Source organism: Pseudarthrobacter lactosi, from assembly GCF_055412785.1.
Genome location: NZ_JBVAYS010000001.1, coordinates 1,097,412 through 1,111,230, shown reverse-complemented (window position 1 = coordinate 1,111,230; position 13,819 = coordinate 1,097,412). Strand labels below are relative to the sequence as shown.

Sequence of the window (13,819 nt, the reverse complement as noted above, 5' to 3'; positions counted from 1 at the left end):
ACACGAGCTGGAAGCCGGAGGCAGCAACGCCAGCCAGGAGGTGCGCCATGGACCCGGCGCGGGAACACAACTTTGCAGCGGCCGACGACGGTCCGCTGGACTCGTATTCGGAGACCGTCATGCGCGTGGCCGAGATGGTCACCCCGCATGTTGCGGCTATTGAAATGACCGGCAACCGCCGCAACGGCCGTTTCCGGATGGGCGCCGGTTCGGCGGTGCTCTTCACGGAAGACGGTTACCTGCTGACCAATTCACACGTCGTGGCCGGCACGCACCAAGGCCACGCGGCCTTTGCCGACGGCAGCAGGACCGATCTTGAGCTGGTGGGGGCGGATCCTCTGTCTGACCTCGCGGTGGTCCACGGCCGGGCTCCGAAGGTGGCCCCGGCGCAGTTCGGCGATGCCGAGAACCTCCGGGTTGGCCAGTTGGTCATCGCGGTGGGAAATCCCCTGGGCTTGGCCGGATCCGTTACGGCAGGCGTGGTCAGCGGCCTGGGCCGCGCCATTCCGGTGTGGTCCAGCGGCAACCGGCGCGTTATCGAGGACGTCATCCAGACCGATGCGGCACTCAACGCAGGCAGTTCCGGCGGGGCCCTGGCAGATACCCACGGACGCATCGTGGGAATCAACACCGCAGTGGCCGGCGCTGGGCTGGGCCTGGCCGTGCCCATCAACACCACCACGCGGCGCATCATCTCGGCGCTGCTGAAGGACGGCCGAGTCAGGCGCGCTTATCTCGGCGTTGTCAGCACGCCCTTCCGGCTCAACGCCAGCGCGGTGATCAGGACGGGACAAAGGGACGGGCTGCGCGTGGTGGAGGTCCTGGCCGGTTCGCCTGCAGATCGCGGGGGCCTCCGGGCGGGTGACGTCATTCTGACAGCCGGAAGCCGCCCCGTCAGCAACGCCGAGAGCCTGCAGAAGCTGCTGTTCGCCGATGCGATCGGCCAGCCGCTGCCGATTCGGGTGCTGAGGGACGGCCAGGAAGTGGACATTGTGGCAGTGCCCGAAGAGATGGCCGGGAACGGATAAACCGCTACCGGCGCTTCTTCAGGTGCGCTACCGGGTCCTGCGGGCCTTCAATCGGACTCTTGGCCTTCTTGTCCGCGCGTTTTTCCTTGATGGTTTTGACCGGCTTTTTGTGCAGCTGCTGATGTGGTGACTTGTCCGGCATGGCGTGCTCCTTACAACGGGGGACGGGCTGCGTCCCACTTCGTAAAATACGCCTGTTCAGCCCCGAATGTAATGCCCCGGATCAGTCCGGGACTGCAACGTCCGCAATGCCCACAAAACGGGTCCCGACGCCGTCGAACTCGCTCCTGATAAGGCCCGCCCGCAGCGGGGGCACCTCTTCCGGGGAATGGTGCTCGCACACCACATACGTGAATTCCGGCCACCATTTCTTGGGCCGGGCCGCTTCCTCATAGCCGCAGACGGCGCATTCCAGGTGCACCCAGACCGGACGCTTGCCGGTCCTGTTGGCCCGCGACTGGATCAGCCATGCCGGCGGGTTGTCCAGGATGTCGCCCAGCTCCGCCTCGGTCATTCGTTTCGGGATGCCATGGCGTTGGGCCATTTCCATCGGTACATCAAGGGCAATTGCCGCGTCACGTCTGCTAATCATCAGAGTCAACGATACGGGACTCGGCCAAACCCGAAGAGCGTCCTACGACGCCAGCGCGATGCCCACAGCCGCCGCGGCAACCCCGGCGGCCAGGTTGGCTCCGACGTTCAGGACTGCCGCTCCGAACCGCGACTCACTCAAGAGCCGCACCGTAGCTGTGGTCCAGGAGCTAAATGTCGTGAGGCCGCCCGCAAGGCCGGTGGCGACGGCTGCCTGCCACTCAGGTGCAAGGCCGAGCCGCCCCGTGATGCCGATGGACAGTCCAATGATCAGGCACCCCGTGACGTTGACTGTCAGCGTGGCCCACGGCCAGTGCCGCGGAGTACTACCGCGGCCGGCAGCGCCGCGCAGCCCCGAATGGCGTGCGAACCAGCTGTCGACGGCGAAGCGCAGCAGGGCGCCGGCCATACCGAACACTCCCACCAGGACGGCGCCCATCATGCCGCCGCCCCCAACCGATCGGCGAGCAGCCGCCCTGCCCGCCAGCCACCGGCCGCGGCGCCCAAGCCCAAGAGCACGGACAGCCCCAGGTAAGCCATCCACACCGGATGTTCGCCGGCACGGGCCAGCTGGTCAATGGAGAAAACCACCGCTGAAAAAGTGGTGAATGATCCCAGGAGCCCGGGCCCGAGGCCGGCGCGGAGCCAGAATGCCGTCTCCGGACGGGCCATCCACACCGTAGTGAGGGCGGCCAGCACAAAGCTGCCCGCCACATTGATTCCCAGGGTTGTCCAAGGCATTGTCCCCGCGGTTTCCGGAAACGCGAGTCCCAGCCCGTACCGGAGTTCCGTTCCGGCCAGGCCGCCAACCGCAACGGCCAGCCAGGCCCGCCACTGCGGCACGCGGGTGTTCATCATTCAGCTGCCGCTGAGGGTGCAGCCGGTGTGGGGGTGGTCGCTGTGGACCCAGAGCGCAGCGGTGACTTCATCCGCGAGATCGTAGTCCCGTTTCCTGCCGGCGGTACTGATCCGCACCACCAGCGCGCCGCCGAACGGCTTCCGGCCCACTACCTCCACCTCTGCATCGAGATCGATTTCCTCGGCGGAAAGATACCGGAGCAGATCCGGGTTCTCGTCGCTGATGCGGGTGATCCGGCCGGTGTGCCCGGGATCGAGTTCGCCGAGGAGATGGGCCGGTGGCAGCAGCACCGTGCCGTCCGCGGCGGGGATCGGGTCGCCGTGCGGGTCGCGTTGCGGGTTGCCGAGTTTCGCGGCCATGCGCTCGATAAACGTGTCCGACACCGCATGCTCCAGCAGTTCGGCTTCGTCATGGACTTCGTCCCAGCTGTAGCCGAACTCCTGCACGAGGTAAGTCTCAATAAGGCGGTGCCGCCGCACCATGGACAGTGCCAGCCGGACACCGGAGTCCGTGAGGGTGATGGCGCTGTAGGGCTTGTGGTCCACCAGGCCCTGGTCCTTGAGCTTGCGGACCATCTCCGAGACCGAGGAATTGGCCACCCCCAGGCGCTGCGCGAGCTGGGAGGACGTAATTGGTTTGTCCTGCCACTCCGTGAAGCCGTAGATGACCTTGACGTAGTCCTCGATCGAGGAGGAGGGCGCGCTGGTCTTCACGCCTCCAAGCCTACCCGGTGGTCCGCGCCCGTTACGCCTTCGTAGCCCGCCACGTCAGCGTCAGGTACGGCAGGCCGATGTCCTCTTCCACGCCGTGCCCCAGATGTTCGTGCAGATACCAGTCCAGATTGGCCAGGACCTTGCTGCGGGTGGCTTCGCCGGCGCGCAGGTAGTAGCTGCGGGACTTCGTCAGGTCCATGATCTCCGCCGTGCTGAGGCTGTCCTCCCACCGCGTCACATGGCTCTCGAGGCCTTCAAACTCCGGTCCCACCACCGGGCGGAACCCGGGCTTGTAGACGTCGCCCGCGTGCATGATGCGGGACAACCGGTGCACCCACGGAACGGACGTGTCCAGCTGGTTCCAGATCAGCCCCACCGTTCCGCCGGGGCGCAGGAGCCGCGCCAGTTCGGTACTCGCGGGCAGCGGATCGCACCAATGCCAGGCCTGCGCAACGCTCACGACGTCGAACGAGGAGTCAGCGAGTCCTGTGGCCTCCGCGGTCCCCTGGGTCGTGTTCACCCCCGGGTAGTGTGCCCGCAGCTGGTCAAGCATGTCCGGGGACGGGTCCACGGCGGAAACCCCCAGGCCGCGTTCCAGCAGCAGTGCGGTGAACTTCCCGGTCCCGGCGCCCACGTCCACTGCGTCCGTGGCACCTGCCGGGATCAGCCAGTCCGCTGATTCGGCCGGGTAGCCAGGACGCACACGCTGATAATGTTCGCCGCCGTCCTGGAAACTCTGCCCGAGTTCCAGGCGGCGTCCGTGCTCAAGCCTGGGGCCACCCCGTGCCACGTGCGGCCTCCTTCAACTGTGCCCATCGGTATCCTTCGAATTTACCGCATGGGCCGCCACCAGGTGGGCAGCAGTCAGGTCAGGAAGCAGGGACGAAAGGGTGCTCAGTCGTCAAGGCACGGAGCTGCACCGGCAGTGCCGGGCGTGTTGGGCGCCCAGTGCGGGTACGTTCGGGTGTCGTTGGCCGGAACCCAGCGCCCCGCGTCCACCACGTAATCCCAGCCCAGGCCGGTCCGGCGAAGTTGCTCCAGTCCGGCGAGGAGCCGCTGGGCATCCTCCAGGCGGGATCCTACGCCGAAGCTGGCCCGCAGCGAACCCGAGGGAAGGCCGAGCCGCTTGAGCAGCGGGTGCGCGCAGAAGCGGCCGTCCCGGAGACCAACGCCGTGTTCGGCCGACAGGTAGGCGGCCACGAGTCCGGCGTCGTACCCTGCCACGGAGAAGTTCACCACGCCGATGGTGCCGGTTTCAGCGTCCGTATCCGAGAAGATCTGATGCACAGTGACGCCGTCGATCTTCCCTAGCCCGTCCACCAGGAATGACCTGATGGCCGCTTCGTGGGCGTGCCAGCGGTCGTGGTCCAGGGATGCGATGACCTGGGTGGCTCGGGCCAGCGTGGCCGCGCCCAGGACGTTGGGGGAGCCGCCCTCGTGCCGGGCCGGACCGGTGGCCCAGCTGACGCCGTCGAGCCTGGCCTCGCGGACGGCGCCGCCGCCGGCCAGATGGGGAGTGCCTGCGTCGAGCCAGTCGGTGCGGCCCACCAGTACCCCGGAGCCGAACGGCGCGTAGAGCTTGTGGCCGGAGAAGGCGAGGTAGTCGACGTCGTCGGCACTGATATTGATGCGCCGGTGCGGCGCCAACTGAGCGGCATCCACCACGATCCGTGCGCCGTACTGATGGGCGAGGGCGGCCAGGGCCTTGACCGGGAGGATCTCGCCGGTGACGTTGGAGGCACCCGTGATCGCGAGGAGGCTCACGTTGCCCTGCTCAAGCTCGGCACGGAGGACCTCGAGCGTCCCCACGATGGTGTCCGCTGCGACGACGCTGCGGTGCGGGACGCCCTGCCACGGCAGCAGGTTGGCGTGGTGCTCGATGTCCAGGTAGAGGACATCGCCGTTGGGCCGTCCGTCCGTCGCCGGCAGGCAGCCCGCCAGCAGGTTGAGCGAGTCGGTGGTGTTCCGGGTGAAGATGACGGAGTCGTCCGGGCGTCCGCCCACAAAGTCGCGCACGATGTTCCGGGCGTTCTCATAGACGGAGGTGCTGATCTGCGATGCAAAGCCGGCGCCGCGGTGGACGCTGGCGTAGAACGGCAGGATCTCGTTGAGGTAGGCCGACACCACGGAGAGGGCAGGAGCGGAGGCGCCGTAGTCCAGGTTCGCGTAGCGGACGTGGCCGCCCTGGATCAACGGTGCCTGGATTTCAGCGCCGGTGACCGCGGAAAGGGGCCGCCCGGCTACGGCGGCGGCATCCTTGAACAGCGAAGCGGCGTTGTTGGGAGAAACACTGCTGGGGGAGACGGTGGCAGTTGTCACGGAGACCTCACTCTAAAAGGACTCCCGGTACCGGGAATCCGCGCTTGCCGTGTCCCTTCCGGACCGGCCTGGTCGTCACCCGGGGCACCCCACCGCGAATGGAGGGTTGCCGGCCAGCAAACCGGGGTTTAGCGCTGGCACTCGTGACCTGTTAAGAGCGTAGAACATGCGCCGGGGGGAGAAGGAAGCCCGGCTCAATGTTAAGGGCTTTGTTACGTGCGTTTGAGGAAGGGAACATTTGTCGAAGATACGACGGCGGACACCCCCATCAGGAGGTGCCCGCCGTCGATAATTCGAAAATTGACCTAAAGGAGGTCGTCCAGATCCGGGTTAAGCCGTTTGAGGACCTCTGAATGCAGGATGGAATTGGTGGCCAGCGCGTTGCCGCCGAACGGTCCGTCCTGACCCTCCAGGGAGGTGAAGCGGCCGCCGGCTTCCACCACGATGGGCACCAGGGCAGCCATGTCGTAGAGGTTCAGCTCCGGCTCGCAGGCAATGTCCACGGAACCTTCGGCCACCATGCAGTAGGACCAGAAATCACCGTAGGCGCGTGTGCGCCACACCTCTTCGGTCAGTCCCAGGAACTCATCCAGGTTGCCGCGTTCCTTCCAGCCGCCCAGGCTGGAATAAGACAGGGAGGCATCCGAAAGTTGGGAGACGTCCGAGACCCGGAGCCGCGTTGCGGCGGCGAGCGACTTGCCCATGTAGGCGCCGGAACCCTTGGCGGCCCACCAGCGCTTGCCCAGCGCGGGGGCGCTGACAACTCCCACCACGGGTTCGCCTTCGTCCACGAGGGCGATCAGGGTGGCCCAGACCGGGACGCCGCGGATGAAGTTCTTGGTGCCGTCGATGGGATCAATGATCCAGCGGCGGGAGCCGTGGCCGGAGCTGCCGAATTCCTCGCCCAGCACGGCGTCGCGGGGACGCGAGCGGGAGAGCTGGCCCCGGATGGCTTCCTCCGCGGCCTTGTCCGCGTCCGTGACCGGTGTCAGGTCCGGCTTGGTCTCGATGCGGAGGTCCAGTGCCTTGAAGCGGCTCATGGTCTGGTCGTCCACGGAATCGGCCAGCACATGGGCAAGGCGCAGGTCATCGTTGTAGCTCGAAGCGGGTTGGATCATGGTTACAAACTACCGTCTCAGGGCCGTGGGGTTGGGGACGTCGGCTTTAGGCCGCTAGCCTATGCTGCCCAGTTCCTTGGTTTCCTGGCCCACCAGGCGGGGATCCGTGCCGAGTAGCCGGCGCAGTGACGCAAGCCGGGCCGGGCCGGTGGGGCCTGCTTGACCGGCCGCCACCCAGGCGTCCACTCCACAGTTGACGGCCGCCGTGTTGTGCTTGCAGCCACGCTCGCACGCATCCGTGCCCGGCTCCAGGTCCGGGAAGGACCGCAGGATCCGGTCCGGGTCCACGTGCGCCAGCCCGAACGAGCGGATGCCAGGGGTGTCGATGATCCAGCTCCCGGCGGGAGCCCCGGTCAGCTTCAGGGCAAGGGCCGACGACGACGTGTGGCGGCCGCGGCCGGTCACCGCGTTCACTCCACCTGTAGCCCGTTCGGCCCCGGTGAGCGCATTGACCATGGTGGACTTGCCCACGCCCGAATGCCCCAACATGACCGAGACCTTGCCCTCGAGGTACGCGCGGAGCTGCGAGACCGCATCCCCGTCCAGGCGGGCAGAGAGGCCGTCATCGGAGCGGGCATCAATACCTGAGGCCTCGGAGTCTGACGTGCGGCTGATGATTACCGGGAAGTCGAGGTGCTCATAGTTGGACAACAGTTCCGCGGGATCCTTGACATCAGCCTTGGTGACGAGCAGCAGCGGCTCGATGCCGGCGTCGTACGCGGCCACCAGGGCGCGGTCAATGAACCCGGTGCGTGGCTCCGGGTTTGCGGCGGCCACTACCACCACCAGCTGATCGGCGTTGGCCACCACCGCACGTTCGATCGGATCAGTGTCATCGGCGCTGCGGCGCAGCAGGGTCCTGCGGTCCTGGATCCGGACCAGCCGGGCCAGGGTGTCGGGCTCCCCGGAAACATCGCCTACAAGGGAGACGAAGTCGCCGGCCACCACGGGGGAGCGGCGCAGTTCGCGGGCCCTCGCTGCAATGATGATCCGCTCCTCGCCCGAGTCCTCTCCGACGACGGCGGTGTAGCGGCCGCGGTCCACGGTGATGATGCGGCCCGTGACGGCGTCATCGTGGCTGGGGCGGTCCTTCGTGCGCGGCCGGGAGCCCTTTTTGCTGGGCCGGATCCGGACGTCGGACTCGTCCCAGGAATCAGTGCTGCGTGCCACCAGCGGAACCTTCCGTGGCGTCGCCGGCGGCCGCGCCCTGGGCGAGCATGTCCGCCCACATCTGCGGGAATTCCGGCATGGTCTTGGCCGTGGTGGCGATGTCCTGGACCTCGATGCCGGGAACGGCGAGGCCGAGGATGGCGCCGGCAGTGGCCATCCGGTGGTCCGCGTAACTGTGGACGACGCCGGCGTGCAGCTTTGCCGGGCGGATCACGAGGCCGTCGCTGGTCTCTTCCGCGTCGCCGCCGAGGCGGTTGATTTCGGTGACGAGCGCGGCCAGCCGGTCTGTTTCGTGGCCGCGAAGGTGGGCGATGCCGGTCAGCCGTGAAGGTCCACTGGCCAGGGCGCAGAGGGCCGCCACGGTGGGCGCGAGCTCGCTGGTTTCGGCAAAATCTGCACCCTTGATTTCTGGTCCGCCGGTGACGGTCAGGATGCCGTCAGCCAGACTGACTTCTGCGCCCATGTCCGCCAGGATGCTGCGCCAGAGATCTCCGACCTGGGTGGTGCCGGTGGGCCAGTCCGGGATCCGCACCGTTCCGCCCGAGGCCAGGGCGGCGGCCAGGAACGGGCCGGCGTTGGAGAGGTCCTGCTCGATGCGCTGATCAAAGGCACGGATGGGGCCCGGGGCCACCATCCAGTGGTTCGGTACCGAATCGTCCACGGTCACGCCGACGCCGCGAAGTACGGCAACCGTCATGTTGATGTGGTCCAGGCTGGGGACCGGCCTGCCCACGTGCTCCAGGTGGAGTCCGTCAGCAAATCTGGCGCCGACCAGCAGGAGGGCGGAGACAAACTGGGATGACGCGCTGGCATCGATCACGAGGTGGCCGCCCCGGACCTCCCCGGTGCCTTCAACGGTGAACGGCAGTGACGAGGGGGTCCCGCCGTCGGACGCGGTCAGGTCCACCCCGAGGGCCTTCAGGGCCTCGATGATGGTGCCCATGGGGCGATTCCGGGCGTGGGGATCGCCGTCGAACACGCTCACGCCGTTGCGCAGCGCCGCGAGCGGCGGAACAAAACGCATCACTGTTCCGGCGAGGCCGCAATCAATGTGCGTCGTCGACGACGGCTCCTCCTGGCTCAGCGGCGTGATCTCAAGGTCCGGCCCGAAGGCCCCGTCGCCGGGCACCTCTTTGATGGTGGCTCCCAGCTGGCGCAGGGCCTCGATCATCAGGGCGGAGTCCCGGGAATGCAGGGGTGCGCGGAGACGGGACGGTCCGTCGGCCAGCGCGGCCAGGACCAGGAACCTGTTGGTCAGGGACTTGGAACCAGGCACCGTGACGGTGGCATCGATGGGCCTGCTGGCGAAAGGTGCCTGCCAGTGCGGAACCGTGTGGCTGGAGACGAGTGGATCCGTGGCTGCGGGCGGGGTGGAACCGGTCATCCGTCCTTACGCCCCCGTTGCGTGATCCACGGCGCGGCGCACGGCCTTGTCCGCCTTGTGGAGCTTTTGGCCGGTGGTCTTCCGGGCACCCGCAGCAGTCTTCCGGGCGTCCGCGGCCAGGTGCTCGGCACGCCAGGCCAGGCCCGGCTTGCCGGCGGTGTCCACGGAGGCAAGCAGAGCACCGCCACTGAGGGAAATGTTCTTGAGCAGCTGGTTCCGGCGGGCCTGACGGCCTTCCTTGGTGCTGATGTCCGCGCTGCGCCACTCCACAAAGGTATTAAGGAGGGAGATGACGGTCAGCAGTGAGGCCGAGAGACGGCTGAACTTACCCAGACCGAACAGCACGCCGGCACCCACCTGCGTTCCGCCAATCACCCGTGCCAGCATCTTCTCGTCGGCCTGGAACGGCAGCGACGCGGCCGCCTTCTGCAGGAGCGGCGAGAGCTGGGTGGCGGTGTCATCGGCGTTCTTAAGCTTGTCCAGTCCGGCGACGACGAAACTGGAAGCCAGCATGGGGCGGGCGAGAGTACGGACAAAGGACATGGATTTCCTCCTGGCTGGACGAACCGCACCGAATGCGGCGGAGTCCGTTCTAGTCTTGCACTTTTGAGGAATATTTGCCTGCCGCCAGCGGTTATGGATTGCGGGTCCGCAGAACACCGGACGAATTGACGCACCACGAAATGCCGGGCAGGTATTTGCCTTGAACACCCCGGCATGAGACAGACTGGAGTTGCCCTTGAGGTTACTGAAGGACGGGACGGAATCCGCCGGGCCCGTAGCACTGCAGACTCTGGAATCCGATCCTCCGGAGTACGGAACGCCACGTGCCAAGGCCGTCACAGTACACTTGAACGCAATGAGCACCCTGGATCCGGCCCTCGAGGCCATGTATGAGGCATCCGAACGCGAAGCCAAAACAAGCAGTGAAGCCAACGCCAGCAGTGAGACGCCGGCAGGAAGCGACGCGCAGCCTGAAGCGGGCGTCCCTGCGGCCGTTGAGCCTGTTTCCGTCCACGCTGCAACCGTTGAGCCTGCGCCCGCTGAGCAACCCGTGGATGTGGCTACCGAATCGGCGGAGGAACGCAGGGTCCGTTTTGAGCGTGATGCCATGCAGTACGTGGATCAGCTTTACTCGGCCGCCATGCGGATGGCCAGGAACCCCGCGGATGCGGAAGACCTGGTTCAGGAGGCCTACACCAAGGCGTTCTCAGCATTCCACCAGTACAAGCCCGGTACCAACCTCAAGGCCTGGCTGTACCGGATCCTGACCAACACGTACATCAACCTCTACCGCAAGCGGCAGCGCGAACCGCTGCAGTCGAACTCGGACACCATTGAGGACTGGCAGCTTGCCAGGGCTGAGTCGCACACCTCCCGGGGCCTGCGATCAGCCGAGGCTGAGGCGCTGGACCACCTGCCGGACTCTGACGTCAAGCGGGCGCTCCAGGCGATTCCCGAGGAATTCCGGCTGGCGGTGTACTTCGCCGACGTCGAGGGCTTCGCGTACAAGGAAATCTCGGACATCATGAACACGCCCATCGGGACAGTGATGTCCCGGCTTCACCGCGGCCGGAAAATGTTGCGGGACATGCTGGCGGACTATGCCGCCGAACGAGGATTCAAAGGCGCCGTCGAATCACAGGACACGGCCGCGAGTACAAAACAGGAGAACAGGAAATGAGCGACTGCCAAGGATTGGGCGACTGCGATGACGCCAGGATGCAACGCATCTACGAATACCTCGACGGGGCATTGACCCGCGAGGACATCACGGAAATCAAGACCCACCTTGATGAGTGCCCTGAGTGCACCGAGCAGTACGACCTGGAATGCGTGATCCGCACCATGGTGAAGCGCTCGTGCACCGAGGCCGCTCCGGAAAACCTGAAGAACGCCATCCTGGACAGGATCCACTCCATCCGCCCGGTGGACGCCTGACACAAGCGACACCCGCCTGCCTGATACATGACCGCATGGCCGCTTGACCGCGGTGATGACCGCCAGCAGCACCATGGGCACCAGCAGTACTGCAGGCGCAAAAGAAGAGGGCAAAGACGAAGGACCCCGGAAGCCGTGTGGCTTCCGGGGTCCTTCGCTTAAACCGTTTTCCAAGCTTTAGCTTAGGCGTTGGGGCGCTTCCCGTGGTTCGCGCCGCCACGCTTACGGTCACGACGTTTACGTGCACGCTTGCTCATAGCTGGCCTCCTTAAATGTTGGTACTCAAAAGAGCTGCCCTCAAGTCTCCCACACCATGGGACACGCCGCGAAACCGAAACGGGCTGTGACCGGGGGCAACAGGGTCCGGCGGCGCAGTTCAACGGCACAGTCGGGCGGCTTAGCCCGGCGCTTCAGCCGGCCCGCGCTTCAGCCGGGCAGTGAGTTACGGATGGAGATGCGCGCCTGGTCCAGCACGGTCCTCACAGTTTCCAGCGTCACGGCGCTGAGCGGCTGCCGGGTGGCCTGCAGCCGCAGCTCCACGCGAAGGTCGTCCCGGAACGCCTGCAGCAGCATCTCCGCTTCCTTTAGCTCCCGGATGCCCTCCGACGGCTGGCGGCCGACTCTCCGGAAATCGGCGGCCCGCGCCGTGGAACGGGCCGCCTCCGCTGTAGCCGCCAGGTCTGCCCGCAACCCGCGCATGTTGGCGCGGATATCCGACCGCAGGTTGTCCGCCAGGCGGCGGACGGAAGCGGAAATGTCGTTCTCGACGCCGGCGAGTTCGTCCCTGCGTTTGTTGAGTTCGGCAAGCCCCGCCGCGGTGATGCGGTAGTTGGTGCGGCGGCCAACTGACTCGGTGTCAACGAGTCCTTCTTCCTCCAGCTTCCCCAGCCGCGGATAAATGGTTCCCGCGCTGGGGGAGTAGGTGCCGCCGAAGCGTTCGCTGAGGGCCTTGATTAGTTCATAACCGTGTTTGGGCCCCGACTCCAGCAGCGCGAGCAGGTAAAGCCGGAGCGCCCCATGGGCGAACACCGGGGGCATCAGTGCCCCGCTTCCGGGCTTCTTGCGTCGTCGCTGCGGGCCGGCTGGCCATGGAAGATGGACGTCTTCCCAGACACTGAGTTCGTCCGGACCAGCATCAGTTTGCCGTCCGGTCCGGCAATGGTTTCCACCTTGCCGCCGGGCTGGGAGTACTGCTGGTCATCAATCACCACGACGCCGCTGGCGGACTTCGCCACGATATCCACCCCGACGTCGTGCGGCAGCCTGATGGTGAGGTCGCCGGAGACTGAATTGGCACCGAAATCGTGGGTGAAACTGAGAAGGTCAAAACTCATGTCGCCGCTGACGGTGTGAGCCCTGATATTGCTGAACCGGCCGGATGCGGTGACCTCGCCGGAGACGCTCTTGGCGGTCAGGACGCCGTCGTGGTTTCGCGCGATGACCTCGCCGCTGACGGTGTTGACGTGAAGTTCCCCGGACGTTCCGTCTGCCATCACAGAACCCGAGACGGTATTGAGCCGGGTGTGCCCGCTGATTCCGGAGACGAGGCCGTCGCCGCTGACCGTGCCGGCTTCCACCTCCACGCCGGCGGGCAGGGCAATGCTGATAACCGCTGAGTTGTTGCTGTTGTGGTTGACCGTGCCCATCAGGTTCTTGAACCAGCCCTGGGGGCCGTGCAGCTGATGGCGCACCTCAAGCCTGCCGTCCGTCAGCGTCACCGACACAGGATCGCCCTGCACCTCGTTGATCTCCACGCGAACAACGGCCTCCGAGTGGGTCACGACGTCGAACCTGCCGCGGACCATGCCAAGCTTCAGCGACCTGACGTGGTCAACGTCGATGGTTTGCGGACCGGTGACGGTCCAGCTGTCCTCTGTCATGAATCCTCCAAAACCGCGATATATCGTGACTGATATCCCAAGCTACAACGGGCCAGCGGGGCGAGTCAAGATATATCGCGATGGGGAAATGGAGAAAACCTATTCGGGGGCGTCCATGCCCAGCCATTGGAACCAGCCGCGGTGGAGGACCAGCCAGGCCATCAGGCCATAGCCTGCCTGCCCTGGCGTGCCGGTGTTGGCCGCCAGGTCCTGGCGCCACTGTTCGTGGTTCAGCAGCGGGGAGAACGTGTCCACGTAGAGGTGCTTGCGCCTGGTCGTCACGTCAGCGAAGGCGGTGTTCAGATCGGCAAGCCGGCGGTTCTGGACCGGGTCCAGCGTGGGCGGCGGTCCCACCACAAACACTTCGATCCGGTTCTGCGTTGCCGTATCCAGGATGTTGGCCAGGTTAAGGCGGCTACGGGCGGTGGAAAGGCCGAACTCGATGTCCCGGCCCGAGAGGCCGATCACCAGGCGGTTCTCGTGGTGGTCGCCGAACCTCCGCCCGGCCTCCTCCTGCCAGCGGGCTGCCAGCCCTTCAGTTCCTTCCTGGGGACAGGGGAGGGCATACGCTTCCATGACCATGCCGTCCTGCGGAGTGCGGGCCAACACGCGGCCCAGCCAGCCGAGGGCCCTGGGATCGCCCAGACCGGCCAGCAGTTCGTCTCCAACAGCTGCGATCCGCAGCTTCCTGTCTTCCACAAGTCCCTCTTAACGTCCGTGCCGATTGAGGTCAACCGGCGTGGCTATGATCCATCTTCATTAAACAGAACTGCCCGGCCGGAGTCTGGTATTTCGACGTCCGGCCGGGCAGCCACT

18 protein-coding genes and 1 riboswitch are annotated in these 13,819 nt (G+C 66.0%); of the genes, 3 read left to right on the top strand and 15 right to left on the bottom strand.

Annotated elements, in window-relative coordinates; translation table 11 throughout:
* Positions 1–47: 47 nt before the first annotated feature.
* Positions 48–1,028, top strand: coding sequence for a S1C family serine protease (locus tag ACZY0Q_RS05155; protein ID WP_463915113.1), 981 nt, complete (start codon positions 48–50; stop codon positions 1,026–1,028).
* Positions 1,029–1,032: 4 nt separating this feature from the next.
* Here the strand turns inward: ACZY0Q_RS05155 and ACZY0Q_RS05150 are convergent, their stop codons facing one another.
* The 11 genes from ACZY0Q_RS05150 to ACZY0Q_RS05100 form a co-directional block, all read right to left on the bottom strand.
* Positions 1,033–1,170 (bottom strand): hypothetical protein, encoded by a 138-nt coding sequence (locus tag ACZY0Q_RS05150; protein ID WP_252576407.1) that lies wholly within the window; start codon positions 1,168–1,170, stop codon positions 1,033–1,035.
* An 81-nt stretch (positions 1,171–1,251) separates the two neighbouring features.
* A complete protein-coding gene (locus tag ACZY0Q_RS05145; protein WP_463915112.1) occupies positions 1,252–1,620 on the bottom strand; it encodes a hypothetical protein in 369 nt (122 codons plus the stop codon).
* A gap of 42 nt (positions 1,621–1,662) precedes the next feature.
* On the bottom strand, positions 1,663–2,061 hold the full coding sequence (locus ACZY0Q_RS05140) for a fluoride efflux transporter FluC (RefSeq protein ID WP_463915111.1): 399 nt from the start codon (positions 2,059–2,061) through the stop codon (positions 1,663–1,665).
* Positions 2,058–2,477 (bottom strand): fluoride efflux transporter FluC, encoded by a 420-nt coding sequence (locus tag ACZY0Q_RS05135; protein WP_463915110.1) that lies wholly within the window; start codon positions 2,475–2,477, stop codon positions 2,058–2,060. The genes ACZY0Q_RS05140 and ACZY0Q_RS05135 overlap by 4 nt, the downstream gene beginning before the upstream one ends.
* A complete protein-coding gene (locus ACZY0Q_RS05130) occupies positions 2,478–3,191 on the bottom strand; it encodes a metal-dependent transcriptional regulator (protein WP_463915109.1) in 714 nt (237 codons plus the stop codon).
* 31 nt (positions 3,192–3,222) lie between these two features.
* Positions 3,223–3,981, bottom strand: coding sequence for a class I SAM-dependent methyltransferase (locus ACZY0Q_RS05125; RefSeq protein ID WP_463915108.1), 759 nt, complete (start codon positions 3,979–3,981; stop codon positions 3,223–3,225).
* A 104-nt stretch (positions 3,982–4,085) separates the two neighbouring features.
* Positions 4,086–5,510: an aminotransferase class V-fold PLP-dependent enzyme gene (locus ACZY0Q_RS05120; protein WP_463915107.1), complete on the bottom strand. Its 1,425-nt coding sequence runs from the start codon at positions 5,508–5,510 to the stop codon at positions 4,086–4,088.
* Positions 5,511–5,545: 35 nt separating this feature from the next.
* A riboswitch (SAM riboswitch) is annotated at positions 5,546–5,659 on the bottom strand.
* A 156-nt stretch (positions 5,660–5,815) separates the two neighbouring features.
* Positions 5,816–6,628: a histidinol-phosphatase gene (gene hisN, locus ACZY0Q_RS05115; RefSeq protein WP_463915106.1), complete on the bottom strand. Its 813-nt coding sequence runs from the start codon at positions 6,626–6,628 to the stop codon at positions 5,816–5,818.
* Between the two features lie 54 nt (positions 6,629–6,682).
* A complete protein-coding gene (gene rsgA, locus ACZY0Q_RS05110) occupies positions 6,683–7,798 on the bottom strand; it encodes a ribosome small subunit-dependent GTPase A (RefSeq protein WP_463915105.1) in 1,116 nt (371 codons plus the stop codon).
* A complete protein-coding gene (gene aroA / locus ACZY0Q_RS05105) occupies positions 7,782–9,182 on the bottom strand; it encodes a 3-phosphoshikimate 1-carboxyvinyltransferase (RefSeq protein WP_463915104.1) in 1,401 nt (466 codons plus the stop codon). The genes rsgA and aroA overlap by 17 nt, the downstream gene beginning before the upstream one ends.
* Before the next feature lie 6 nt (positions 9,183–9,188).
* A complete protein-coding gene (locus ACZY0Q_RS05100) occupies positions 9,189–9,725 on the bottom strand; it encodes a DoxX family protein (RefSeq protein WP_463915103.1) in 537 nt (178 codons plus the stop codon).
* Positions 9,726–10,041: 316 nt separating this feature from the next.
* Here ACZY0Q_RS05100 and ACZY0Q_RS05095 point away from each other — a divergent pair, with 316 nt between their 5' ends.
* Together ACZY0Q_RS05095 and rsrA are read left to right on the top strand one after the other, a co-directional pair.
* Positions 10,042–10,866: a sigma-70 family RNA polymerase sigma factor gene (locus ACZY0Q_RS05095; RefSeq protein WP_463915102.1), complete on the top strand. Its 825-nt coding sequence runs from the start codon at positions 10,042–10,044 to the stop codon at positions 10,864–10,866.
* Positions 10,863–11,123 (top strand): mycothiol system anti-sigma-R factor, encoded by a 261-nt coding sequence (gene rsrA, locus ACZY0Q_RS05090; RefSeq protein WP_185260958.1) that lies wholly within the window; start codon positions 10,863–10,865, stop codon positions 11,121–11,123. The genes ACZY0Q_RS05095 and rsrA overlap by 4 nt, the downstream gene beginning before the upstream one ends.
* A gap of 182 nt (positions 11,124–11,305) precedes the next feature.
* Here rsrA and ACZY0Q_RS05085 read toward each other — a convergent pair whose 3' ends face one another.
* The 4 genes from ACZY0Q_RS05085 to ACZY0Q_RS05070 all read right to left on the bottom strand — a co-directional run bounded on the left by ACZY0Q_RS05085 (position 11,306) and on the right by ACZY0Q_RS05070 (position 13,702).
* A complete protein-coding gene (locus ACZY0Q_RS05085; protein WP_104061284.1) occupies positions 11,306–11,380 on the bottom strand; it encodes a 50S ribosomal protein bL37 in 75 nt (24 codons plus the stop codon).
* A 169-nt stretch (positions 11,381–11,549) separates the two neighbouring features.
* Positions 11,550–12,161 carry a PadR family transcriptional regulator gene (locus ACZY0Q_RS05080; RefSeq protein WP_463915101.1) on the bottom strand — a complete coding sequence of 204 codons (612 nt, stop codon included), beginning with the start codon at positions 12,159–12,161 and terminating at the stop codon, positions 11,550–11,552.
* Entirely contained in the window at positions 12,161–13,003 is an 843-nt protein-coding gene (locus ACZY0Q_RS05075; RefSeq protein WP_463915100.1) for a DUF4097 family beta strand repeat-containing protein, read from the bottom strand. The genes ACZY0Q_RS05080 and ACZY0Q_RS05075 overlap by 1 nt, the downstream gene beginning before the upstream one ends.
* 99 nt (positions 13,004–13,102) lie before the next feature.
* Positions 13,103–13,702, bottom strand: coding sequence for a GDSL-type esterase/lipase family protein (locus ACZY0Q_RS05070; RefSeq protein ID WP_354153589.1), 600 nt, complete (start codon positions 13,700–13,702; stop codon positions 13,103–13,105).
* Positions 13,703–13,819: the final 117 nt, after the last annotated feature.

Coding starts and splice junctions, on each gene's coding strand:
- aroA (WP_463915104.1), bottom strand. CDS start 9,182: ATGACCGGTTCCACCCCGCCCGCAGCCACGGATCCACTCGTCTCCAGC.
- ACZY0Q_RS05095 (WP_463915102.1), top strand. CDS start 10,042: ATGAGCACCCTGGATCCGGCCCTCGAGGCCATGTATGAGGCATCCGAA.
- rsrA (WP_185260958.1), top strand. CDS start 10,863: ATGAGCGACTGCCAAGGATTGGGCGACTGCGATGACGCCAGGATGCAA.
- ACZY0Q_RS05100 (WP_463915103.1), bottom strand. CDS start 9,725: ATGTCCTTTGTCCGTACTCTCGCCCGCCCCATGCTGGCTTCCAGTTTC.
- hisN (WP_463915106.1), bottom strand. CDS start 6,628: ATGATCCAACCCGCTTCGAGCTACAACGATGACCTGCGCCTTGCCCAT.
- ACZY0Q_RS05135 (WP_463915110.1), bottom strand. CDS start 2,477: ATGATGAACACCCGCGTGCCGCAGTGGCGGGCCTGGCTGGCCGTTGCG.
- ACZY0Q_RS05150 (WP_252576407.1), bottom strand. CDS start 1,170: ATGCCGGACAAGTCACCACATCAGCAGCTGCACAAAAAGCCGGTCAAA.
- ACZY0Q_RS05155 (WP_463915113.1), top strand. CDS start 48: ATGGACCCGGCGCGGGAACACAACTTTGCAGCGGCCGACGACGGTCCG.
- ACZY0Q_RS05080 (WP_463915101.1), bottom strand. CDS start 12,161: ATGCCCCCGGTGTTCGCCCATGGGGCGCTCCGGCTTTACCTGCTCGCG.
- ACZY0Q_RS05075 (WP_463915100.1), bottom strand. CDS start 13,003: ATGACAGAGGACAGCTGGACCGTCACCGGTCCGCAAACCATCGACGTT.
- ACZY0Q_RS05145 (WP_463915112.1), bottom strand. CDS start 1,620: ATGATTAGCAGACGTGACGCGGCAATTGCCCTTGATGTACCGATGGAA.
- ACZY0Q_RS05140 (WP_463915111.1), bottom strand. CDS start 2,061: ATGATGGGCGCCGTCCTGGTGGGAGTGTTCGGTATGGCCGGCGCCCTG.